This is a genomic window from Enterobacter sp. IF2SW-B1 (assembly GCF_001743375.1).
Classification (GTDB): domain Bacteria; phylum Pseudomonadota; class Gammaproteobacteria; order Enterobacterales; family Enterobacteriaceae; genus Enterobacter; species Enterobacter bugandensis.
Map to the genome: position 1 here is coordinate 564,721 of NZ_MJAA01000002.1, position 22,695 is coordinate 587,415.

General features: G+C 60.2%; 23 protein-coding genes. 12 read left to right on the forward strand and 11 right to left on the reverse strand.

Annotated features, from left to right (window positions below):
* Position 1 precedes the first annotated feature (1 nt).
* Genes A6013_RS07065 through hycI form a run of 4 tightly spaced genes read left to right on the forward strand, consistent with a single transcriptional unit; the run spans position 2 to position 2,166 of the window.
* Positions 2 to 544, forward strand: coding sequence for a formate hydrogenlyase complex iron-sulfur subunit (locus tag A6013_RS07065; protein WP_069732776.1), 543 nt, complete (start codon positions 2 to 4; stop codon positions 542 to 544).
* Positions 544 to 1,311, forward strand: coding sequence for an NADH-quinone oxidoreductase subunit B family protein (locus A6013_RS07070; RefSeq protein WP_028014210.1), 768 nt, complete (start codon positions 544 to 546; stop codon positions 1,309 to 1,311). Before A6013_RS07065 ends, A6013_RS07070 begins: the two co-directional genes overlap by 1 nt.
* Entirely contained in the window at positions 1,308 to 1,718 is a 411-nt protein-coding gene (locus tag A6013_RS07075) for a formate hydrogenlyase maturation HycH family protein (protein WP_069732777.1), read from the forward strand. The genes A6013_RS07070 and A6013_RS07075 overlap by 4 nt, the downstream gene beginning before the upstream one ends.
* Positions 1,711 to 2,166, forward strand: a complete 456-nt coding sequence (gene hycI, locus A6013_RS07080; RefSeq protein ID WP_069732778.1) for a hydrogenase maturation peptidase HycI — start codon at positions 1,711 to 1,713, stop codon at positions 2,164 to 2,166. The genes A6013_RS07075 and hycI overlap by 8 nt, the downstream gene beginning before the upstream one ends.
* Before the next feature lie 79 nt (positions 2,167 to 2,245).
* Here the strand turns inward: hycI and A6013_RS07085 are convergent, their stop codons facing one another.
* Positions 2,246 to 3,670, reverse strand: a complete 1,425-nt coding sequence (locus A6013_RS07085) for a 6-phospho-beta-glucosidase (protein ID WP_069732779.1) — start codon at positions 3,668 to 3,670, stop codon at positions 2,246 to 2,248.
* Between the two features lie 18 nt (positions 3,671 to 3,688).
* Positions 3,689 to 5,140, reverse strand: coding sequence for a PTS cellobiose/arbutin/salicin transporter subunit IIBC (ascF, locus tag A6013_RS07090; protein ID WP_045261256.1), 1,452 nt, complete (start codon positions 5,138 to 5,140; stop codon positions 3,689 to 3,691).
* Between the two features lie 213 nt (positions 5,141 to 5,353).
* On the opposite strand from ascF, the gene A6013_RS07095 reads away from it, so the two are divergent.
* From A6013_RS07095 to A6013_RS07110, 4 genes are all read left to right on the forward strand, one after another.
* Entirely contained in the window at positions 5,354 to 6,367 is a 1,014-nt protein-coding gene (locus A6013_RS07095; RefSeq protein WP_032644912.1) for a LacI family DNA-binding transcriptional regulator, read from the forward strand.
* Between the two features lie 133 nt (positions 6,368 to 6,500).
* Positions 6,501 to 7,046, forward strand: coding sequence for an electron transport protein HydN (gene hydN / locus A6013_RS07100; protein ID WP_008499565.1), 546 nt, complete (start codon positions 6,501 to 6,503; stop codon positions 7,044 to 7,046).
* A 6-nt stretch (positions 7,047 to 7,052) separates the two neighbouring features.
* Positions 7,053 to 9,269: a carbamoyltransferase HypF gene (hypF, locus tag A6013_RS07105; RefSeq protein WP_069732780.1), complete on the forward strand. Its 2,217-nt coding sequence runs from the start codon at positions 7,053 to 7,055 to the stop codon at positions 9,267 to 9,269.
* A gap of 1 nt (position 9,270) precedes the next feature.
* Positions 9,271 to 10,293 carry a HoxN/HupN/NixA family nickel/cobalt transporter gene (locus A6013_RS07110; RefSeq protein ID WP_045261259.1) on the forward strand — a complete coding sequence of 341 codons (1,023 nt, stop codon included), beginning with the start codon at positions 9,271 to 9,273 and terminating at the stop codon, positions 10,291 to 10,293.
* A 90-nt stretch (positions 10,294 to 10,383) separates the two neighbouring features.
* Here A6013_RS07110 and norW read toward each other — a convergent pair whose 3' ends face one another.
* Together norW and norV are read right to left on the reverse strand one after the other, a co-directional pair.
* The gene (norW, locus tag A6013_RS07115) at positions 10,384 to 11,517 is read right to left on the reverse strand and encodes an NADH:flavorubredoxin reductase NorW (RefSeq protein ID WP_069732781.1); all 1,134 of its coding nucleotides are present in this window, start codon (positions 11,515 to 11,517) and stop codon (positions 10,384 to 10,386) included.
* Positions 11,514 to 12,956 carry an anaerobic nitric oxide reductase flavorubredoxin gene (gene norV / locus A6013_RS07120; protein ID WP_063437565.1) on the reverse strand — a complete coding sequence of 481 codons (1,443 nt, stop codon included), beginning with the start codon at positions 12,954 to 12,956 and terminating at the stop codon, positions 11,514 to 11,516. Before norV ends, norW begins: the two co-directional genes overlap by 4 nt.
* A 187-nt stretch (positions 12,957 to 13,143) precedes the next feature.
* On the opposite strand from norV, the gene norR reads away from it, so the two are divergent.
* Positions 13,144 to 14,658 (forward strand): nitric oxide reductase transcriptional regulator NorR, encoded by a 1,515-nt coding sequence (gene norR / locus A6013_RS07125; protein WP_069732782.1) that lies wholly within the window; start codon positions 13,144 to 13,146, stop codon positions 14,656 to 14,658.
* Here the strand turns inward: norR and gutQ are convergent.
* The 7 genes from gutQ to srlA all read right to left on the reverse strand — a co-directional run bounded on the left by gutQ (position 14,655) and on the right by srlA (position 19,570).
* Complete coding sequence (gene gutQ, locus A6013_RS07130; RefSeq protein ID WP_041908497.1) at positions 14,655 to 15,620, reverse strand: arabinose-5-phosphate isomerase GutQ; 966 nt, start codon at positions 15,618 to 15,620, stop codon at positions 14,655 to 14,657. The genes norR and gutQ overlap by 4 nt on opposite strands.
* Positions 15,613 to 16,386 carry a DNA-binding transcriptional repressor gene (locus A6013_RS07135; RefSeq protein ID WP_010434430.1) on the reverse strand — a complete coding sequence of 258 codons (774 nt, stop codon included), beginning with the start codon at positions 16,384 to 16,386 and terminating at the stop codon, positions 15,613 to 15,615. The genes gutQ and A6013_RS07135 overlap by 8 nt, the downstream gene beginning before the upstream one ends.
* Positions 16,387 to 16,449: 63 nt before the next feature.
* On the reverse strand, positions 16,450 to 16,809 hold the full coding sequence (gutM, locus tag A6013_RS07140; protein WP_063437567.1) for a transcriptional regulator GutM: 360 nt from the start codon (positions 16,807 to 16,809) through the stop codon (positions 16,450 to 16,452).
* Positions 16,810 to 16,881: 72 nt separating this feature from the next.
* Positions 16,882 to 17,661, reverse strand: coding sequence for a sorbitol-6-phosphate dehydrogenase (gene srlD / locus A6013_RS07145; protein ID WP_023294411.1), 780 nt, complete (start codon positions 17,659 to 17,661; stop codon positions 16,882 to 16,884).
* A 14-nt stretch (positions 17,662 to 17,675) separates the two neighbouring features.
* The gene (gene srlB, locus A6013_RS07150) at positions 17,676 to 18,038 is read right to left on the reverse strand and encodes a PTS glucitol/sorbitol transporter subunit IIA (RefSeq protein WP_045261263.1); all 363 of its coding nucleotides are present in this window, start codon (positions 18,036 to 18,038) and stop codon (positions 17,676 to 17,678) included.
* A 12-nt stretch (positions 18,039 to 18,050) separates the two neighbouring features.
* Positions 18,051 to 19,010 (reverse strand): PTS glucitol/sorbitol transporter subunit IIB, encoded by a 960-nt coding sequence (locus tag A6013_RS07155; RefSeq protein ID WP_045261264.1) that lies wholly within the window; start codon positions 19,008 to 19,010, stop codon positions 18,051 to 18,053.
* Positions 19,007 to 19,570 carry a PTS glucitol/sorbitol transporter subunit IIC gene (gene srlA, locus A6013_RS07160; RefSeq protein ID WP_003862164.1) on the reverse strand — a complete coding sequence of 188 codons (564 nt, stop codon included), beginning with the start codon at positions 19,568 to 19,570 and terminating at the stop codon, positions 19,007 to 19,009. Before srlA ends, A6013_RS07155 begins: the two co-directional genes overlap by 4 nt.
* 253 nt (positions 19,571 to 19,823) lie before the next feature.
* On the opposite strand from srlA, the gene mltB reads away from it, so the two are divergent.
* The 3 genes from mltB (at position 19,824) to A6013_RS07175 (ending at position 22,692) form a co-directional block, all read left to right on the forward strand.
* Positions 19,824 to 20,924 carry a lytic murein transglycosylase B gene (gene mltB, locus A6013_RS07165; RefSeq protein WP_168733281.1) on the forward strand — a complete coding sequence of 367 codons (1,101 nt, stop codon included), beginning with the start codon at positions 19,824 to 19,826 and terminating at the stop codon, positions 20,922 to 20,924.
* 257 nt (positions 20,925 to 21,181) lie between these two features.
* Complete coding sequence (locus A6013_RS07170; protein WP_069732783.1) at positions 21,182 to 21,835, forward strand: metal ABC transporter ATP-binding protein; 654 nt, start codon at positions 21,182 to 21,184, stop codon at positions 21,833 to 21,835.
* Complete coding sequence (locus A6013_RS07175) at positions 21,832 to 22,692, forward strand: metal ABC transporter permease (protein WP_069732784.1); 861 nt, start codon at positions 21,832 to 21,834, stop codon at positions 22,690 to 22,692. The genes A6013_RS07170 and A6013_RS07175 overlap by 4 nt, the downstream gene beginning before the upstream one ends.
* The last annotated feature ends 3 nt before the right edge of the window (positions 22,693 to 22,695 follow it).

Genomic DNA, 22,695 nt, shown 5'->3' on the forward strand with positions numbered 1-22,695 from the left:
CATGTTTACCTTTATCAAAAAAGTAATCAAAACCGGCGCGCAGACTAGCAGCTATCCGCTGGAGCCGATCCCGGTGGATAAAAACTTTCGCGGCAAGCCGGAGCACAACCCGCAGCAGTGCATCGGCTGCGCGGCCTGCGTCAACGCCTGCCCGTCGAACGCCTTAACGGTGGAAACGGATCTTAAAACCGGCGAGCTGGCCTGGCAGTTTAACATCGGGCGCTGCATCTTCTGCGGCCGCTGCGAGGAGGTTTGCCCGACGGTCGCCATTCGACTTTCCCAGGAGTACGAGCTGGCGGTGTGGAAAAAAGAGGATTTTCTCCAGCAGTCGCGCTTCGCGCTGTGCAATTGCCGCGTCTGCAAGCGTCCGTTCGCCGTGCAAAAAGAGATCGACTACGCCATCGCGCTGCTGCAGCACAACGGCGACGCCCGCGCGGAGCATCACCGCGAAAGCTTCGAAACCTGCCCGGAGTGCAAGCGTCAGAAGTGCCTGCTGCCGTCCGACCGCATTGATATTACCCGCCATATGAGAGAGGCCAGCTGATGGAAAACTTACTCGGCCCGCGCGACGATAACGGCATTCCGGTGCCGCTGACGGTGGAGGAGTCCATCGCCAGCATGAAAGCGTCACTACTAAAAAAAATCAAACGCTCGGCCTACGTTTACCGCGTGGACTGCGGCGGCTGCAACGGCTGTGAGATCGAGATCTTCGCCACCCTGTCGCCGCTATTTGACGCCGAGCGCTTCGGCATCAAAGTGGTACCGTCCCCGCGTCATGCGGACATTCTGCTGTTTACCGGGGCGGTGACCCGCGCCATGCGATCGCCCGCGCTGCGCGCCTGGCAGTCCGCGCCGGATCCGAAAATCTGCATCTCCTACGGCGCCTGCGGCAACAGCGGCGGCATCTTCCACGATCTTTACTGCGTCTGGGGCGGCACCGACAAAATCGTGCCGGTGGATGTCTATATTCCGGGCTGCCCGCCGACGCCCGCCGCCACGCTGTACGGCTTTGCGATGGCGCTCGGCCTGCTGGAGCAGAAGATCCACGCCCGCGCACCTGGCGAGATCGACAACCAGCCCGCGGCCATTCTGCATCCGGACATGGTGCAGCCGCTGCGCGTGAAGGTGGACCGCACGGCGCGCAGGCTGGCGGGCTATCGCTACGGGCGTCAGATTGCCGACGATTACCTGCGCCTGCTGAGCCAGGGCGACCATCAGGTGGCGCGCTGGCTGGAGGCGGAAAACGATCCGCGTCTCAATGAGATCGTGGCGAACCTGAACAGCATTGTGGATGAGGCGCGTATCCGATGAGTGAAACGGTGGTGTTCAGCCAGCTGAGCCGTAAGTTTATTGATGAGAACGATGCCACGCCGGATGCGGCGCAGCAGGTGGTCTATTACAGCCTGGCGATTGGGCACCACCTCGGGGTGATCGACTGTCTGGAGGCGGCGCTCAGCTGCCCGTGGCCGGAATACCTGGCGTGGATCGCCACGCTGGAGGAGGGCAGCACCGCGCGGCGCAAGATGGAGGGCGTGCCGAAGTATGGCGAGATCGTCATCGACGCCAACCATATTACGATGCTCGCTAACGCCTTTGACGCGGCGCTCGGCAGGCAAACCCCGGCGCAGCAGGCGTGGAGCAAAACGCTGCTCGGCATGCTGCACGATATTCATCAGGAGAGCGCCATCTACCTGATGGTGAGGAGATTACGTGACTGACGTTTTACTGTGTGTCGGCAACAGCATGATGGGCGACGACGGCGCGGGCCCGCTGCTGGCGGAGATGTGCGCCGCGAACCCGCAGGGCGATTGGGTGGTGATTGACGGCGGCAGCGCGCCGGAAAACGATGTGGTCGCCATTCGCGAGCTGCGTCCGGAAAGGCTGTTGATTGTCGATGCCACCGATATGGGGCTGAACCCGGGCGAGATCCGCCTGATTGACCCGGACGACATCGCCGAGATGTTTATGATGACTACCCACAATATGCCGCTGAACTATCTTGTCGATCAGATTAAAGACGAGGTGGGCGAGGTGCTGTTTTTGGGTATCCAGCCGGACATTGTCGGGTTTTATTACCCGATGACGCCGCCGGTGAAGGCGGCGGTGGAAGAGGTGTATTCGCGGCTGGCGGAGTGGGTTGGGGATGGAGGGTTTTCTCCGCTCTGAGCAGTGCCGGGTGGCGGCTACGCCTTACCCGGCCTACAAAACCGTAGGCCTGGTAAGCGCAGCGCCACCGGGCAACAGGCTACGCCAGATCCGCCCCGTTACTCGCAATCACCTTCTTATACCACCAGAACGACTTCTTGCGCTTGCGGTCCAGCGTGCCGTTCCCGGCGTCGTCGCGGTCAACGTACACAAACCCGTAGCGCTTGCTCATCTCGCCTGTTGAAGCCGACACCAGGTCGATGCAGCCCCAGGTGGTGTAGCCCATCAGCGGCACGCCGTCCTCAATCGCATCGCCCATCGCGCGGATATGCTCGCGCAGGTAGCTGATGCGGTAGTCGTCGTTGATCTCGCCATTTTCATCTATGACGTCCTTCGCGCCAAGGCCGTTTTCCACCAGGAACAGCGGCTTCTGGTAGCGGTCGTACATCATGTTCATGGTGATACGCAGGCCGAGCGGATCGATGCCCCAGCCCCACTCGCTTACCTGAATATGCGGGTTACGCAGGGACTTCACGATGTTTGCCGCGCTGGTGTTGCCCGCGTTCATGTCCGCCGAGGCGCAGCGCGAGGCGTAATAGCTGAACGAGACAAAGTCGACGGTGTTTTTCAGCAGTTCGTCATCGCCTGGGTCTTTAACAATCACGACGCCTTTCTCGCGGAACACGCGGGCGGAGTAGGCCGGATAGCTGCCGCGTGCCTGCACGTCGATAAAGAACAGGTTCTCGCGGTCTTTTTCCAGCGCCATCCACACGTCTTCCGGCTTGCAGGAGTACGGGTAGAAGTTACCGCCCGCCAGCATGCAGCCGACCTGGTTTTCCGGGTTCACCTCGTGGGCGATTTTTGTCGCCAGCGCGCTCGCCACCAGCTCGTGGTGCGCGGCCTGGTATTTCACCTGATCCTCGTTTTCACCCTCCTCAAACACCAGCCCCGCGCCGGAGAACGGGCTGTGCAGCATGATGTTGATTTCGTTGAAGGTCAGCCAGTATTTCACCAGCCCGTTAAATTCCTCGAAGCAGGTGCGGGCGTAGCGGGCGAAGAAATCGACCATCTTACGGTTGCGCCATGAGCCGTACTCCGTCACCAGGTGCATCGGCACGTCGAAGTGGCAAAGCGTTACCAGCGGCTCAATGTTGTACTTTTTGCACTCTTCAAACACCGCCCGGTAGAAGGCAATGCCCTCTTTATTTGGCAGCGGCTCGTCGCCGTTCGGATAGAGGCGGCTCCAGGCAATCGAGGTGCGGAACACCGTAAAGCCCATCTCCGCCATCAGAGCGATGTCTTCTTTATAGCGATGGTAAAAATCAATCGCCTCGTGGCTCGGGTAAAACTCATCGTCACGCAGCGAAAAACGCTTTTCCTGACCGACCTTCACCGCCAGGCGATGCGCGCCGTGGGGGATCATATCGACCGTCGTCAGTCCTTTGCCGCCTTCACGGTAAGCACCTTCACTCTGGTTGGCGGCAAGCGCGCCGCCCCATAAAAATCCTTGTGGAAAAACAGACATTCTTACCTCGCTTTCAATTTATGCTTTTGCTGCGTTGTTCTGTACCGGTGCGGTCTGCAGGGCGCGCGCTTTTTCAGCCTCGTCTTCGACCGGGATATCCTCAAACCCTAACAGCAGGGTCAGAACAAATGACAGCACCACCGCCAGACCCATTACGCCAAACACCCAGACGATGGTCATCGGGTTGGCCGGGTCGAAGAACTGCACGCTGGTAAACAGCCCCGGCGCCGCCATCGAGTGGCTGGCAAGGCCTGCCATACCCGCCACCGCGCCGCAGATAAAGCCGCTGATCAGGCTCGCAATCAGCGGACGCTTCAGGCGTACCGCTACGCCGTACAGGGCCGGTTCAGAGATCCCCGCCATGATGGCGGAGGCCGCCGCGGCCAGTGCCGTCTGGCGCAGTTCCGGGTTTTTCGTTTTCCATGCCACCGCCAGCGACGAGCCGCCGAGCGACAGGTTGGCGCCGATTTCTGACGGCATCACCATTCCTTCTTTGCCCGTTTCGGCAATGGTCTGAATGATTGTCGGCGTAAACACGCGATGCATCCCGGTCATCACCAGCAGTGGCCACAGTGCGCCCATGATGGCGACGGAGAGCCAGCCCAGGTAGCCGTGAATGGTGTAAACCAGCGCGGAGATGGCGCTACCGATCCAGATCCCCAGCGGGCCAATCAGCACGATGGCGAGCGGGGCGGCAATCAGCACGATCAGCATCGGCTTGAGGAAGTTTTTGGTCACCGCCGGGGTGATGCGATCCACCCAGCGTTCGATATACGACAGGCACCAGGTCATGACCAGCGCCGGGATGACGGTATAGGTGTATTTCACCGCCGTCACCGGAATAAAGGCGAACTCAACGTGCTCGCCCTGCGCGGCTTTCGCCATCAGTTCGATAAAGCTCGGGTGCACCAGCACGCCCGCGATGGCAATCGCCAGCGACATGTTGGTTTTAAACTTCACCGCCGCCGAGGCCGCCACCATCAGCGGCAGGAAGAAGAACGCCCCGTCGCCAATGACCGTCAAAATGGTGAGCGTCGGCGCGCCTTTTTCCAGCACGCCAGTCATTTCGAGGATCATCGCCAGCAGCTTGACCATCGAGCCTCCGATGATCGCCGGGATCAGCGGCGACATGGTGCCGATCAGCGCGTCGAGGATCCCGGCGCCAATGCGGCGTAACGTCAGCTTCTGCGGGCCTTCCGGTACCACGGGCTGCAGGTCAACGGGCAGCAGGCTCACTACTTCGCGGTACGCCTGTGAAACCGTGTTGCCAATAATCACCTGGCACTGGTTGTCGTTACGCACCACGCCAAGCACGCCGCTGATGCTTTTCAGGCGCGCAACGTCGGTAAGATTTTCGTCTTTCAGAACGAAACGCAGGCGCGTCATGCAGTGGGTGACGGCGACGATGTTCTCTTTGCCGCCCAGCGCGCTGATAACGTCGTTTGCCAGCGCAGCGTAGTTTTTGGCCATCGGATCTGTTCCTGTTATCGTTGTGTGAAATGTAGGAAACCGGTTCCACATAATCATCATGAGTTTCTTTTGTTGAAACAAGACCGCTTTTTGGACATTTTTTCTTTTCGTGATGAAGATCGCAGTGGGGTGTAGAAAGCGTGACGTCGTCGCTGCGACAATTTTTTCGCGGTGCAGTACACTGCCCGCATGAGTTTCGGATGGAAGAACAATATGACCACGATGCTGGAAGTGGCGAAGCGGGCAGGCGTATCGAAAGCGACGGTCTCCCGGGTGTTGTCGGGCAACGGCTACGTTAGCCAGGAGACCAAAGACCGGGTATTTCAGGCCATCGAAGAGAGCGGTTATCGCCCGAACTTGCTGGCGCGAAACCTGGCGACCAAACGCACCCAGACGCTTGGGCTGGTAGTGACCAACACCCTGTATCACGGCGTCTACTTTAGCGAGCTGCTGTTTAACGCCGCGCGGATGACGGAAGAAAAAGGGCGGCAGCTGATCCTCGCCGACGGCAAGCACAGCGCCGAAGAAGAGCGCGAGGCGATCCAGTATCTGCTGGATATGCGCTGCGATGCGGTAATTATCTACCCGCGTTTTCTGAGCGTGGAAGAGCTGGACGAGCTCGTCGAGAAATGCGAGCAGCCGATTATGGTGCTTAACCGCCGCCTGCGGAAAAACAGCAGCCACAGCGTCTGGTCCGATCATAAAGCCTCGTGTCAGGACGCGGTGTCGCAGCTGATTGCGAAAGGGCACCGGGAGATTGCCTTTATCACCGGTTCGCTGGATTCCCCCACCGGGGTTGAGCGTCTTTCCGGTTACAGGGATGCGCTGGCGCAGCACGGTATTGCAGCGCGTGACGCGCTTATCGCCGAAGGGAAGTGGAACCCGGCCAGCGGCGCGGCGGCGGTCACTCAGCTCCTCTCCCGCGGCGAACCGTTTACCGCGCTGGTGGCGAGCAACGACGATATGGCGATCGGCGCCATCAAGCAGCTGCACGACAGCGGCGTCGCCACGCCGGACGCGGTGTCCGTCATCGGCTTTGACGACGTGGCGATTGCGCCCTACATCGTGCCGTCGCTCTCCAGCGTGCGTATTCCGGTGACGGCGATGATCCAGGAGATCGTCAGTCGCCTGATTTTCATGCTCGACGGCGGAGAGTTCAAATATCAGCAAACCTTTTCTGGCGAGCTTGTCCTGCGCGACTCCGTTACCGATGGTCCGCACCGCTGACGTCGACATCTGTCATCGTCACTAATGACGATGACAGAAACGCTGCGTTTTTATTATTGTTAAAAATCAGTTGGTTAAATATTGGCACGGTTTGTGAATAGCTTCGCGCATAACAGTTATGCCGGAGAAGCAGATGAACCGTTTTATTATGGCCGATGCCAGCAAGTGCATTGGTTGCCGTACCTGTGAAGTGGCGTGCGTGGTTTCCCACCAGGCGGAGCAGGATTGCGCCTCTCTCACTCCCGATACCTTCCTGCCGCGCATTCACGTCATTAAAGGTGTGAATATTTCCACCGCCGCCATCTGTCGCCAGTGCGAAGATGCGCCGTGCGCGAACGTCTGCCCGAACGGGGCGATTAAGCGCGAGAAGGGCTTTGTGCACGTGATGCAGGAGCGCTGCATCGGCTGCAAAACCTGCGTGGTGGCGTGTCCGTATGGCGCGATGGAGGTGGTTGTCCGCCCGGTGGTGCGCAACAGCGGCATGGGGCTGAGCGTGCGGGCGGAGAAAGCCGAAGCCAATAAATGCGATCTTTGCTATCACCGCGAAGCCGGCCCGGCCTGTATGGAGGCCTGCCCGACGCACGCGCTGGTCTGCGTGGATCGTGACAAGCTTGAGCAGATGAGCGCAGAAAAACGCCGTCGCGCGGCGTTCGACACCTCGTCATCGCTGCTGTTTTAAGCTGCGATGAGCGTTAACGGCGTACTGCTTCGGGTGCGCGGCAAAGTGCAGGGCGTGGGGTTTCGGCCCTTCGTCTGGCAGCTGGCGCACCGGCTGAAGCTTGTGGGTGATGTCTGCAACGACGGAGAGGGTGTCCTGGTGCGTCTCGCGGGTAATGGGGGGGACTTTACCGCGAGGCTGCATCAGGACTGCCCACCGCTGGCGCGCATCGATCGCGTTGAAACGCAGCCGTTCACCTGGGCGGACATGCCTGAGGACTTTACCATCCGCCACAGCGATCGCGGGGCGATGGATACGCAAATCGTGCCGGATGCCGCCACCTGCCCGGCGTGTCTGGCTGAAATGCGCGATCCCCTCGAGCGCCGCTATCGTTACCCGTTTATCAACTGCACCCACTGCGGGCCGCGGTTTACCATTATACGCGCCATGCCGTACGACCGTCCGGCCACGTCGATGGCCGCATTCCCGCTCTGCGCGCCGTGCGAAACCGAGTACCGCAACCCGGCCGACCGCCGCTTCCACGCCCAGCCGGTGGCCTGCCCGGACTGCGGGCCGCAGCTGGAATGGCGAGCCGGAGATGCTGTTGCCATACGCGAGTCGGCTTTACGCGCGGCGGTGGCGATGCTGAAAGGCGGCGGCATTGTCGCGGTGAAAGGGCTGGGCGGTTTCCACCTCGTTTGCGACGCGCTGGATCCGCAGGCGATACAGAAACTGCGAATGCGCAAGCAGCGCCCGACGAAGCCGCTGGCGGTGATGCTACCGGATGCGGACGATCTGCCGGAGACGATACAGACGCTGTTACGCTCGCCCGCGGCACCGATCGTGCTGACGCCGAAAGCTTCGCTTCCCGCGTTTCCCGAGGAAATTGCCCCTGGGCTCGACTGCGTTGGCGTGATGCTGCCCGCGAACCCGCTCCAGCATCTTTTGCTGATGGACTGCCGGCGCCCGCTGGTGATGACCTCCGGCAACCTCAGTGGCAGGCCGCCTGCCGTCACCAACGCGCAGGCGCTGGAGGAGCTCGGCGGCATCGCGGACGGCTTCCTGCTGCACAACCGCGACATCCTGCAACGGATGGATGATTCGGTGATGGATCGGGATGGCGCTATCCTGCGTCGCGCCCGGGGTTTTGTGCCCGATGCCGTCACGTTGCCCGCGGGTTTTGAGAATATCCCCGCCATGCTGTGCACCGGTGCAGAGATGAAAAACACCTTCTGCCTGGTGCGAGGCAACCAGGCGGTGGTGAGCCAGCACTTTGGCGATCTGAGCGACGAGGGCGTAGAGGCGCAGTGGCGCAGCGCGCTCTCGACGATGCAGGACATCTACGCTTTCCAGCCTGATAAGCTGGTGTGCGATGCCCATCCGGGGTATCGCGCGCGCCGGTGGGCGCAGGAGCAGGATCTGCCCGTCGAAACCGTGCTACATCATCACGCTCACGCGGCGGCGTGCCTGGCGGAGAACGGCTGGCCGCTCGGCGGCGGAGACGCTATCGCTCTGACGCTGGACGGGATCGGCATGGGCGAGAACGGCGCGCTGTGGGGAGGAGAGTGCCTGCGGGTGAACTATCTCGACTGCGAACGGCTCGGCGGCCTGCCTGCCGTGGCGCTGCCGGGCGGCGATCTGGCGGCAAAGCAGCCGTGGCGTAATCTGCTCGCCCACTGCCTGGCGTTTGTCCCGGACTGGCAACGCTACCCGGAAACGCGAGCGGTTCAGCGCCACAGCTGGCCGCTGCTGGCAACGGCGATCCAGCGTGGCATCAACGCGCCGCAGGCGTCGTCCTGCGGTCGTTTGTTTGACGCGGTCGCCTGCGCGCTGGGCATCGACGCGCAGCGCTATGAAGGCGAGGCAGCGTGCAGGCTGGAGGCGCTGGCATCTCAGTGCGCGGGCGTTGACCATCCGGTGATTCTGGAAGCGAATAACCTTGCGCTGTTCTGGCAGCAGTGGCTGAACTGGCAGGCGGAGCCCTGCGAGCGCGCGTGGGCGTTTCACGACGCGCTGGCAAAAGGGCTGGCTCAGCTCGCCGCGCGTCATGCCCGACGCTTATCGATTTCGACAATCTGCTTCAGCGGCGGCGTGTTGCACAACCGCCTTCTGCGCGCGCGCCTGCGTCATCATCTCACTGACTTTACGCTTCTTTTTCCTTCGCGCCTGCCCGCAGGTGACGGAGCGATCTCCTTCGGGCAGGCGGTGGTTGCCGCTGCCCGGTCATGTTCAAAAAGGATTTAAAATGTTACGACTGTTACGCAACGAACCTCGCGCCGCGCTTCTGCTGCTGGCTCTGGTAATGGCAAACCTGCTGGCCTGGGGATGGGCATGGCACTCTTTTAGCGGCAGTACGGCGCTGATGGCCGCCAGCCTGCTGGCGTGGTGCTACGGGCTGCGCCATGCGGTGGATGCCGACCACATCGCGGCCATTGATACCGTGACGCGTAAGATGATGCAGCAGGGCAAACGCCCGTGCGGGGTGGGGGCGTGGTTCTCGCTGGGGCACTCCACCATCGTGGTGCTGGCCTCCATTGCCATCGCCGCCACCGCCACGGCGTTTCAGAAAAACATGGAATGGTTCCACGAAACCGGCAGCCTGATTGGCACTGCGGTATCCGCCACCTTCCTGCTGGCGATGGCGCTGGTGAATATGGTGATCCTGCGCGGCGTCTGGCGCAGTTTCCAGGCGCTGAAAAAGGGCCAGACGGTGCAGGGTGACGTCACGCTGCCTGCCCAGGGGGGCGTTATGAACTGGCTGTTCGGTAAAACCTTCCGCCTCGTCAATAAAAGCTGGCAGATGTATCTGGTGGGTTTCCTGTTTGGCCTCGGCTTCGACACGGCCACCGAAATTGGCGTGCTGGGGATCTCCGCCGCCAGCGCCTCCAGCGGGATGTCCGTGTGGTCAATCATGATCTTCCCGGCGCTCTTCGCCAGCGGCATGGCGCTGGTGGATACGCTCGATAACCTGCTGATGGTCGGTGCCTACGGCTGGGCGTTTGATAAACCGCAGCGCAAGCTCTACTACAACATGACCATCACCGGCACCTCCGTGGTGGTGGCGCTGTTTATCGGCGGGCTGGAAGCGCTGGGCCTGCTGATGGATAAATTTGCCCTCAGCGGCGGCATCTGGGATCTGATCGGCGCGGTAAATGACAACCTGGGCAACGCCGGGTTTGTGGTTGTCGGGCTGTTCGTTGCCTGCTGGCTCATCTCCATGGCCAACTATCGCTGGCGCGGCTACGACGCGCTGGTGGTGCGTTCCTGAACTCCCCACCCTGTTTTACCCGGCGGCGCTACGCTTGCGCGGGTCTGCATGTAGGCCGGGTAAGCGGAGCGCTACCCGGCAATACGAGGGTTAAGCAGGCAGCGATTTCAGCAGGGCGAAGGCCTCCTTCATCCGGACTTCGCTGACGACAAAGGCGCGCATCAGACCGTCAGCATCGGTGCCGCGCGCCACCATGCCCTGCGGCGAAAGGGCAATCTGCCAGTCCAGATCCTGACGCGGCGTTTCACCTGCAAGATGCAGCGGCAATTCCGGCGTTTTTACTTTCACCAGCATGGCGGGTAACTTCAGCGGTGCGCTGCCGCCGAGCAGGTTTTTTGCCAGATACATGGCGCTTAATTGTATCGGCTGCAGGAAGGGCAGCACCTGGCCGTTAATTTCCGCACAGTCGCCCAGGGCATAAATATCCGGCCGCGTGGTTTGCAGGTAGCTATTTACCTTCACGCCGCGGTTTATTTCAGCCCCTGCGCGATGCGCCAGCGCGGTTTCCGGGCGCAGGCCCGTCGCGGCAACCACCGCATCCACTTCTACGCTGCGGCTTCGGTCGAGCGTGGCACGGATACCGCCTTCAGTTTTGCTCAGGCTTTGTAGCTGCGATTTCAACATCAGATGCACGCCCATATCAGTCAGACGATGCTGTAAGCGACTGCTTACTTCTGCCGGCATCAGCGCCGACAGAATGCTCGCTGCGTGGTCAACCAGGGTCACGGATTTTCCCGCCCGACAGAAGTCCATCGCCAGCTCGGTGCCGATCAGCCCGCCGCCGACAATCATCACTCTGGCGGCATCGCGTAGCCGGGTTTCGCTGGCCTGATACTCCTGCTGGCTGTTGAGGGTAATCATCAGCTCGCGGCCTTCAACCGGCGGCACAAACGCAGATGCCCCGGTCGCCAGCACCAGCCTGTCGTACTGCCAGGTTTTCGCTTTCGCTTTTACCATGTGGGCGTCGGCATCGATATCGGTGACCCAGGTGTACGGAAACAGACGCAGGTTAAACTGCTCTGCGAACTCCCCCGCCGTCTGGCGGGTGAGATCTTCGGCGCGCTGATTCTGGCTAATGACGTGGCTTAAATCAGGCTTGTTGTACTCGTCCATGCTGTCGGCGGCGATCAGCGTCAACGGCACGTTTGCATCCTGTTTGCGGATATTTTTCACCAGCTGGCGGGCAGCAAAGCCCGAGCCGATGATAACGATGCCGTTGCTCATTTTGCCTCCGTTGCCAGTTCATCAAAGACGTCTTTGCCGAGGGAGCATTCCGGGCAGAGGAAGTTGTCCGGCACCTCGCTCCACGGCGTGCCCGGGGCAACATCCTGCAGCGGTTCGCCCAGCTCAGGATCGTAGATCCACTGGCAGACGCTGCACTGCATGCGCGGACCAAGATCGGCGCTGGCTGCCGCAGAACAGGTTTGTGGCTGTTCCGCAGGTTTTGCGGTGACTTCAGGAAGCGGGGCGAGCGCCCACTGACGGGCGATGTCGCGGCCATGCTGGCGGCAGATTTCCAGCGCGTCGATATCCGGACGCCATTTCGCCTTCAGGCTCATGGACATCTCAAAACCCGCATCCTGTAAACGGGTGGAAAGACGGTCTACCGCGCCGCCGCTCCAGCCGTGTGAACCAAAGGCGCTGGCGCGTTTGTTACGAAAGCGCAGGCCGGTCATCTCTTCCACCAGGCCGGCAATCTTCGGCATCATCACGTTATTCATGGTGGAGGTACCCACCAGCACGCCCTTGGAGCGGAAGACGTTGGTCAATACCTCGTTCTTATCGCTGCGCGCCACGTTGAAGATTTTCACCGCCACGTTCGGGTCAACTTCATTGATACCCTGGGCAATCGCGTCCGCCATCATGCGGGTGTTGTTGGACATGGTGTCGTAGAAGATAGTGATGCGGTCTTCCTGGTAATCCGCGGCCCATTTCAGGTACAGCTCGACGATCTGGGTGGGGTTTTCACGCCACACCACGCCGTGGGAGGTGGCAATCATCTCCACCGGCAGGTTGAAGCCGAGGATCTCGGTAATTTTAGGCGTCACCAGACGGCTGAACGGGGTCAGGATATTGGCGTAGTAGCGCTGGCACTGTTCGAACAGCTCGGTCTGATCCACTTCGTCATTGAACAGGCGTTCGTCACAGTAGTGCTGGCCGAAGGCGTCGTTGCTGAACAGCACCGCGTCGCCGGTCATGTAGGTCATCATGCTGTCCGGCCAGTGCAGCATCGGGGTTTCGACGAAGATCAGCTGCTTGCCGTTGCCGATATCCAGCGTGTCGCCGGTTTTTACGGTGTGGAAGTTCCACTCCGGATGGTGGTGGTGGCCGTTAATTGAATCAATGGCGTTGGTGGTGCAGTAGATTGGGGTATCCGGAATGTGGGACATCAGCTCGGTCAGCGCCCCGGCGTGGTCCTCTTCCGCATGGTTGATGATGATGTAGTCGATGTCATTCAGGTCGATTTCACCGCGCAGGTTCTGCACGAACTCACGGCTGAATTTGTGATCGACGGTATCGATCAGGACGTTTTTACCTTCGCGGATGAGATAGCTGTTGTAGCTGCTGCCGCGCAGCGTTTTGTATTCCGTCCCGTGGAAATCGCGCACTTCCCAGTCACGTTGACCCACCCAATGAATGTTATTTTTAACCAGAATAGACATAGCAACCTCAACTTAATACAGCGTTTTTAAATAAGATGGTTTGCTTATATCAAGTTGCGTGCCAACTTTTTAAATTATTAATATTCAATAAGTTGTGATTTAATGCCCCATAATGAGTAGTCATTATGACTATCCTAAAAAGAGTCAATATGACATTATGCATTGTCAAAATGACAGTGAGGCAGGCATGAGTTTTTCCGTAGACGTGCTGGCGAAGATCGCCATAGAACTGCAAACCGGTATCGGCCATCAGGACCGCTTTCAGCGCCTGATCTCCACGCTGCGCCACGTGCTGGATTGCGATGCGTCGGCGCTGCTGCGTTACGAAGGGCGGCAGTTTATTCCGCTGGCTATCGACGGCCTGGCGAAGGACGTACTCGGGCGGCGCTTTACGCTGGAGGGCCACCCGCGTCTGGAAACCATCGCCCGCGCGGGCGACGTGGTGCGTTTCCCGGCAGACAGCGATCTGCCCGATCCGTACGACGGCCTGATTCCGGGGCAGGAGAGCCTGAAGGTGCACGCCTGTATTGGCCTGCCGCTGTTCGCCGGGCAGAATCTGATTGGCGCATTAACCCTCGACGGCATGTCGCCGGATCAGTTCGACACCTTCAGCGACGAAGAGCTGCGCCTGATTGCGGCGCTGGCCGCCGGGGCGCTGAATAATGCGCTGCTGATAGAGCAGCTGGAGAGCCAGAATTTTCTTCCCGGTAGCCCGACGGCGTTTGAGCCGGTGGCGCACACCGAGATGATCGGCCTTTCACCGGGCATGGCGCAGCTCAAAAAAGAGATTGAGATTGTCGCCGCGTCCGATCTGAACGTGCTGATCTTCGGAGAGACTGGTACCGGTAAGGAGCTGGTGGCGAAGTCCATCCATGAAGCTTCGCCGCGCGCGGTCAACCCGCTGGTGTACCTCAACTGCGCCGCGCTGCCGGAAAGCGTGGCGGAGAGCGAGCTGTTCGGTCACGTCAAAGGGGCGTTTACCGGGGCCATCAGCAACCGCAGCGGCAAGTTTGAAATGGCCGATAACGGCACGCTGTTTCTTGATGAGATTGGCGAGCTTTCCCTTTCACTTCAGGCCAAGCTGCTGCGCGTATTGCAGTACGGCGACATCCAGCGCGTGGGGGATGACCGCAGCCTGCGGGTGGACGTGCGGGTCCTTGCTGCGACCAACCGGGATCTGCGCGAAGCGGTGCTGGCCGGGCAGTTCCGCGCCGACCTGTTCCATCGCCTGAGCGTGTTCCCGCTGTCCGTGCCGCCGCTGCGCGAGCGCGGAGACGACGTGGTGCTGCTGGCGGGTTATTTCTGCGAACAGTGCCGTCTCAAAATGGGGCTGTCCCGCGTGGTGCTTAGCCCGGGGGCGAGAGCGCATCTGCTCAGCTACGGCTGGCCGGGCAACGTGCGCGAGCTGGAGCATGCGATTCACCGCGCGGTGGTGCTGGCGAGGGCGACGCGCTCGGGGGATGAAGTGGTGATTCATGCGCGCCATTTTGCGCTGCATGAGGAAAATGCCCCGACCGTGAAGCCTGCTGTGCCTGAGAGCGCAATCGAAAACCTGCGCGAAGCGACGGAAGAGTTTCAGCGTCAGATGATTACCCGCGCGCTGGAGCAGAATAACCGCAGCTGGGCGGCGTGCGCGCGGGCGCTGGAGATGGACGTCGCCAACCTGCACCGGCTGGCGAAGCGTCTTGGGCTAAAGGGTTAAATAATCCCGGCCTGGTAGAAGTCCTGCAGGTTTATAGCGCCGCACAGCCTGCCGTGCTCGTCCACCACCGGTGCGGCGGTGATTTTGCGCTTCATCAGCACCTCTTTGGCTTCAATGGCGCGGCTGTCGGCGTTGAGCGTCAGCCCGCCTTTGGTCATGGCGTCAGACACGTTTGTTTCCAGCCTGCCGCCGCCCACCAGCCAGCGGCGCAGGTCGCCGTCGGTGAAGACGCCCTTCACGTTTCCGCCGTCATCGCATACCGCCACCAGCCCCAGACCGGTGCGGCTCAGCTCCAGCATCGCGTCCATCACGCTGGTATCGAGTTTGACCTGCGGAATGGCATCGTCGGTGCGCATCAGATGGTGAACCTTGTTGAGCAGTCGCGCGCCGAGCGCACCTGCCGGATGCGAACGGGCAAAATCTTCCTCATTGAATCCGCGCGCCTGCATTACCGCCATCGCCAGCGCGTCGCCCATCATCAGGGTGTTAACGGTGCTGGAGGTCGGGGCGAGGTGCATCGGGCAGGCTTCACGCTCAACGGAAATATCCAGCGTCGCTTTGGCGGCCAGCGCCAGCGGCGAGCGGGGTTTCCCGGTCATCGCCAGCAGGGCGACAGATTTTTCCTGCAGGCGCGGAATAATCAGATCCAGCTCTTTGGCCGAACCGGAGTAAGAGATAAACAGCATCACGTCGCGGCTTTCGATCATCCCGAGATCGCCATGCAGCGCCTCTGCCGGATGCACGAAGAACGCCGGGGTACCGGTGCTGGCGAGCGTCGCGGCAATCTTCTTGCCGATATGGCCAGATTTACCGATGCCCGCCACAATCACTTTGCCTTCGCAGTGGATAATGGTGTTGGCGGCGCGGACAAAATCCTCGCCCAGACGTTCCGGCAGGCGGCTGGCTTCCTGCAGCTCCAGCATCAGCGTCTGGCGGCCCGTTTCTAACAGAAAATCACTCATCTCTTTCTCCGGTTACGATCACGTCGATGCCTTTTTCTTCCAGCGCTTTTTTGAACGCCGGATCGATACCCGCGTCGGTAATCAGCTTATCAACGCTTTCGAGGCTACAGACAATATTGGGGCTTTTGCGGCCAAACTTCGACGAGTCGGCCATTAAAATCACTTCCCGCGCGGCGTTACACATGGCTTTGCTGACGCTGAACACCTCGTTAAACGTCGTGACGCCTGCGTTCAGGTCGATGCCGTCGGTGCCCATAAACAGTTTATCGAAGCTGAAGTGGTCGAAAGCGTTCTCCGCCAGCTGGCCGTGAAAGGACGCCGATTTTTTGCGGAAGGTGCCGCCGGGCATCAGGATGGTCTGCTCGCTGTCGAACTCCGACAGCGCGTTGACGATGTGCAGGCTGTTGGTCATCACCGTAATGTTGTTAAAGCGGCTGAGCAGGGGGATCATCTGCAGGACGGTACTGCCTGCGTCGAGGATGATGGAATCGCCGTCCTGGATAAATTTGACGGCGGCTTCGGCAATCAGCGCTTTCTGGTGGGTATTGATCAGCGTTTTGTGATCGATTGGCGGGTCCGCTTCGTCCTTGTTGAGCACCACGCCGCCATAGGTGCGAATAACGGCGCCAGAGTTTTCGAGCAATACCAGGTCCTTGCGTATTGTCGTGCCGGTTGTGTCAAAGTAGTGGGCCAGATCCTCTACCGAGCATTTTCCCTGCTTTTGCAGATGCTCGAGAATGGCCGCCTGCCGCTGACGTGGTTTCATAGGCGCTTCGTTCCTTAGGTTGCGAAATGATAATTTCGCAAGTCTATAACTTTCACAACGAAATTATCCATGTTTCAGATTGAGCGCTAATGATAGTGCATTCCGACAGAGTGGATCATGGGGAAAGATCACATCAGGCTGCAATTCCTGTAACAAGAGGCCGTTGATTGCCTGGATTTTGGCCGGACGGGCAAATACCGTCACGCCACGCATGAGGAGGGAATCGCACACCCGGTCGTGCTCGTCAAGCGCTACGGCGACGACCACGCGCGGTTTAAAGCGTCCGCCGGAACGCCCGACGCCGACGCGGCCCTTCTGACACAGCGCATCAAACGCGCGGTTAAACTGGTGGATCTGCCAGCCGCCAAACGCCATCTGGCACAGCCAGGCGAGGGCGGCGACGGTGATGAGTGCGGTTACCATATCGACTCCTTGTTTTGTTCCCTCTCCCGGTGGGAGAGGGAGGGGTTAGGGTGAGGGCATCAGGCCGCTCGATCAGAACATCACCTGCCCACCGGTCACGTTAATCGACTGCCCGGTGCAGTACGACGCTTTCGGACTGGCGTAAAACAGCAGCATGTTCAGCACGTCCTGATAGTCACACCCGCGCTTCAGCGGCACTTTATCGATGTAGTACTGCTCCACTTCCTCCGCTTTGATGCCGAGCTTGGTGGCGTACTGCGGCAGCAGGGACTGGAACATCGGCGATTTCAGCAGGTTGCCCAGCATCAGCGAGTGCACGGTAATCCCGTATTCGGCCAGATCCAACGCCAGGGACTGCGTCAGCCCCACGCCGCCAAACTTCGCCGCGCTGTACCCGGAGTTGTGCTTGCTTCCCACTTTCCCGGATTTTGAGTTGATCTGAATGATGCGCCCCTGAATCCCGTCGCGGATCATCAGGCGGGAAAACTCGCGGGCGCAAAGGAAATAGCCCACCAGATTCACCTGCAGCGAACGGTCAAAATCCCCCAGCTCGAAATCGCTGATAAACGCCGCTTTCGCAATCCCCGCGCTGTAGACCAGCAGGTCGGTGCGCCCAAAAATCTCGTCCACGCCGCGGGCCAGCGCCATCACGCTCTGCTCGCTGGTGGCGTCGGCACCAAACCCGTACGCCATCCCTTCGCCAAACTCGGTATTGATGGTGTCCGCCACGCGGGCGGCTTTTTCACTCTGAATGTCCACTACCGCCACGCGGTAGCCCTCTGCGGCAAGCCCACGGCAGAGGAACTCGCCTAAGGTTTGTCCCCCACCAATGACAACGGCAACCTGACTCATGTGATTCTCCTTAATTACGCAACAAATTTTAACGTGCAGCCTGGGGTGACAGCCTGCGGAACCGGGCCATCCACGTGAACCGTACCGGGGTATTCCGCCTGCGGTTGGCCGTCGAAGCGCAGGGTGATGTGGCCGAGCTCGCGCAGGTTTTGCTCGGCCACGTCGCCGACGGCGGTCACGGCATAGCGCGCCTCGCCCAGCTCCAGCTGGCTCCCGGCCTTCAGCTCGCCGTTCAGTTCGCCGTGGCAGTGGATAAAGCAAAACTCTTCGATATCCGCCGGAGCGCCTTCGCGGAAGGTGATCAGCATCTGGTCGCTCAGCGCGTCCGCTGCGCTCTGGCCGATGCGGGTAATGGTGGTCTGGTAAATGACGTTCATTGCAGGAACCTCTTATTGATAGATAAAGCCGGAGACAAACCAGGCAATCAGCACCGTCGGCGCGCCCGTCAGGAAGCGGCTCACCAGCACGGACGGTACGCCCACGCGCACGGTGTCCTGGCGCGCTTCGGCCAGCGACAGACCCACGGGGATGAAGTCGCACGCCGCCTGGGCGTTAATGGCAAACAGGGCGGGCAGGGCGAGGTGCGGGGGAATGTTGCCCAGACCAATCTGCACCCCTATCAGCACGCCGATGACCTGGGCAATCACCGCGCCCGGGCCGAGGAACGGCGACAGCAGCGGGAAGGAGCAGATCAGCGCCAGCGTCACCAGCCCGAGCGGGTGGCTGGCGAGCGGGGCGAGGCCGTGGGCAATCCAGTCGCCCAGGCCGGACGCCATGATGATGCCGATCAGCGCCGAGACGAACGCCATAAACGGCAGAATCGTTTTCAGCACCGTATCGATAGTGTCGCGCCCGGACTGGAACAGCACCGCCACGGCGGAGCCCATCCCCATCCCGACCTTTGCCAGCAGGCCGTCGCTCTGCTCGGTGATTTTCTTGCTGGTGTCGTACTCGCGCGGGGCTGCTTTTTGCGGCGCGGCAGTGCCATTCACCAGAGTGATGTTGTCCTCCTTCACGCCCGAGACATAAATGTCCTCAAGGATGTACTGCGCCAGCGGGCCGGATTTCCCGGTGGAGTGAATATTCACCGTCGGAATGCGGCGCTTCGGATAGATGCCGCAGCGCAGCGTGCCGCCGCAGTCAATCACCGCCACGCCGATGTCCGCTTCCGGCGGCTCGCCCTCTTTAAAGCCGTCAACCGCTTCCCAGCCGGTCAGCTCGCGCAGCTTGTCGACAATCGCCGGGCGCGTGCCCGCGGTGATGTAGACGATCTTTTTGCCTTCGGTGGCGTCGAACTCCAGCGGGCCGCCCCAGCCGCCCGTGCCTTTCTCAATGCGGATCCGGTTCATGCTGTCGCTCCTGAAAGATGGACCTTCTGTTCAAGCTGGATGCCCATTTTTTTCTCGAAAATAGCGGTGGTGAGGTCAGTCACCCAGCCGCGGAAGAAGTTGGTCACCAGTCCAACCAGCAGGTAGCTCACCGCCAGCGGGCCGAGCGGCAGGCCAAGCGTGGTAAGGCCGCTGGCGATCCCGAGGTAGACAAACAGCTCTCCGGGGTTGATGTGCGGGAACAGGCCGTTCATCGAGTGGCAGCTGTAGGAGGCGGCGGCGTAGTAGCTCGGCTTGTACTTTTCCGGCATAAAGCGGCCGAGGCTTAAGGTCATCGGATTACAGAAAACAAAGGTGCCGATGAATGGCAATATCAGGTAGCGGGACAGCGGGTTACCGGCGCAGCGCTGGGCAAAGCGTTCGATGCGCTGCTGGCCGATAAAGTTGATCAGCGCGTTCATGATCACCAGCAGGCTGATCAGCAGTGGCAGGATCCCGGTCACCATGCCGGTGAACACTTCTCCGCCTTTCTGAAACAGCCCGATGAACCACTCGGCGCCGTGGGTGATGGTCTCTATCATTCTTCTCTCCTGTGAGGCTTTTTTGTTTTTGTATAACTGCGGCTAATAATAATCACTTTGAAAGGTTTTAAAGTGTTAGTTAGATCTCACAATGAAAGAAAAATGTATTATTTTGAAAGTTAATTGATGAGGTGAATGATTTTCGGTGGAAAAAAGCGCGGATTTGCGTTGTGGAGGCGCGTACCGCTTCCTTGAGGTGTTGCGGATGCTTTACCATACTGGGTTCTTATCGAACCCGTTAAATGGATGTCTCATGTTCAAGCGTCGTTATGCAGCGCTGTTGCCTGCGCTTATCCTGCTGTCTGCCTGTAGCAGCAAACCTAAGACCGAAGCCGTTCAGCAAACGGCGGGCGCGCCTTCCGGGGGATTCCTGCTGGAGCCGCAGCACAATATGATGCAGATGGGAGGCGACTTCGCGAATAACCCGGCGGCCGAGCAGTTCATCGATAAAATGGTGAGCAAACACGGTTTCGACCGCCAGCAGCTGCATGAAATTTTGTCTCAGGCGAAGCGTCTGGACTACGTTCTGCGCCTGATGGACAGGCAGGCACCATCCGCCCAGGTGCCGAGCGGGCCGAACGGCGCGTGGCTGCGCTACCGCAAACAGTTTATTACCCCGGACAACGTGCAAAACGGCGTGGCGTTCTGGAACCAGTATGAAGATGCGCTCAACCGCGCGTGGCAGGTTTACGGCGTGCCGCCGGAAATCATCGTCGGGATTATCGGCGTAGAGACCCGCTGGGGGCGCGTGATGGGCAAAACCCGCATCCTCGACGCACTGGCGACGCTCTCCTTTAACTACCCGCGCCGCGCGGAGTATTTCTCTTCCGAGCTGGAAACCTTCCTGCTGATGGCGCGCAACGAGCAGGACGATCCGCTCGATCTGAAAGGGTCATTTGCCGGCGCGATGGGCTACGGCCAGTTTATGCCGTCCTCCTATAAGCAGTATGCCGTCGACTTTAACGGGGATGGTCACATTAACCTGTGGGATCCGGTGGATGCCATCGGCAGCGTGGCGAACTACTTCAAAGCGCACGGCTGGACGCCGGGCGGCCAGGTTGCCGTGCAGGCGAACGGCGAAGCGTTTGGTCTGGAAAACGGCTTTAAAACCAAATACAGCGTTGCACAGCTGACGGCGGCAGGCTTAACGCCAACCCAGCCGCTGGGCAATGTTGACCAGGTGAGCCTGCTGCGTCTGGACGTGGGAACCGGCTACCAGTACTGGTACGGCATGCCGAACTTCTACACCATCACCCGCTACAACCATAGCACCCACTATGCGATGGCGGTGTGGCAACTGGGGCTGGCGGTATCGCAGGCTCGCGTCCCGGCGGCGTCGCCGTTTAGTCAGTAACTCGCCTTATTCCGCCCTCTCCCTGTGGGAGAGGGCACCCGCGCGCACCTCTTTCCCGCAGAAACATTTCGCCACACTCCCATTTCACTCCCGCCGTTTACATCTTCATCGCCTTTCATTATTGTTATGTTATAACATTATTTTTGAGTTGAAATATCCATGTCCCTGTTTTCTCTCTCATCCCCGGTTCGGCTGCTGCTGGCGATGGTACTCATTCTTTTTCTCGGGCTGGCCGTGCGCTGGGCGGTGGCGCTGCCATGATCGTGATGAACGCACTGGTTGCGGGCTACGACCGCCAGCCCGTCACGCGTCCGCTTTCGGGCGTGATTGAACGCGGCAGCATGACCGCCATTATCGGCGCCAACGGCTGCGGCAAATCCACGCTGCTGAAAACCCTCGCCGGATTTATTCCGCCCGTCAGCGGCAGATTTCACTGGCAGGGTAGACGACCGGTAATCGGATGGCTGGCGCAGCGTCACGCGCTGGAAGCGCAATTTCCGCTGACCGTCCAGGACGTGGTGAGCATGGGCTGCTGGCCCGGAATTTCGCTTTTCGCCGGTTTTCGTCGCGAAGCGCGTCTGCGCATTAGTGGTGCACTTGAGCGCGTGGGGCTGGAGTCGATGGCGCTCTCCACCATTGATGAACTCTCCGGCGGCCAGTTTCAGCGCATGCTTTTTGCCCGCGTGTTAGCACAGCAGGCGCCGCTGGTGATGCTCGACGAGCCCTTCACCGGCGTTGATGAAGCGACCTGCAACGTGCTGATGGACCTGATGCTGGAGATGTATATGCAGGGGCAAACGCTGCTCGCGGTACTGCACGACAGCGAGCGCGTGGCGCGCCACTTCCCGCAGACGCTGCGGCTGGATACTGACGCCCCCCAGTGGAAAACCGAACGGGTGAGGGTGGCATGATCTGGCACACATTCTTCCAGCCGTTTATCGAATTCGGCTTTATGCGCCGCGCGTTGGTGGTTTGCCTGGCGCTCTCCGTCAGCACCACCGCGCTCGGCGTGTTTCTTCAGCTGCGCCGGATGAGCCTGATGGGCGATGCGCTTTCTCACGCCATTTTGCCCGGCGTCGCCGTGGGGTATTTGCTCAGCGGGATGTCGCTGTTGGCTATGACCGTCGGCGGGTTTATCGCCGGGATTGCCGTTGCGCTGGTGGCCGGGCTGGTCAGCCGCCGCACGCCGCTGAAAGAGGATGCCAGCTTTGCCGGTTTTTACCTGGGGTCACTGGCGCTGGGCGTCACGCTGGTATCTCTGCGCGGCTCGAATGTCGATCTGCTGCATCTGCTGTTTGGCTCAATCCTCGCGGTGGACAACGACGCCGCGCTGTTTGTGACCGGCGTGTGCATCTTCACCCTTATCATGCTGGCCCTTTTTTACCGCGGGCTGGTGACGGAGGCGTTTGACACCGCCTGGCTGGAGGTGAATGCCCGCTGGCTACCCGGCGTATTGCACGGCCTGTTTCTGGCGCTGCTGGTCTTGAACCTGGTGGCCGGTTTTCAGGTGCTCGGCACGCTGATGACCGTCGGGCTGATGATGCTTCCGGCGGTGGCGGCGCGCTGTTGGGTACGCACCTTACCCGGATTACTCCTGATGGCCGGTATCAGCGGTATTTTCTGCGCGTGGCTGGGGCTAAGCCTCTCCTGGGCGGCAAGTTTACCCGCGGGGCCATCTATTGTGCTGACCGCCAGCGCGCTGTTCTTTATTTCCGTTTTATTTGGCACGCGCAGCAGGCTGGCTGGCAGCCTGCGGGCGCTTTATTAACGC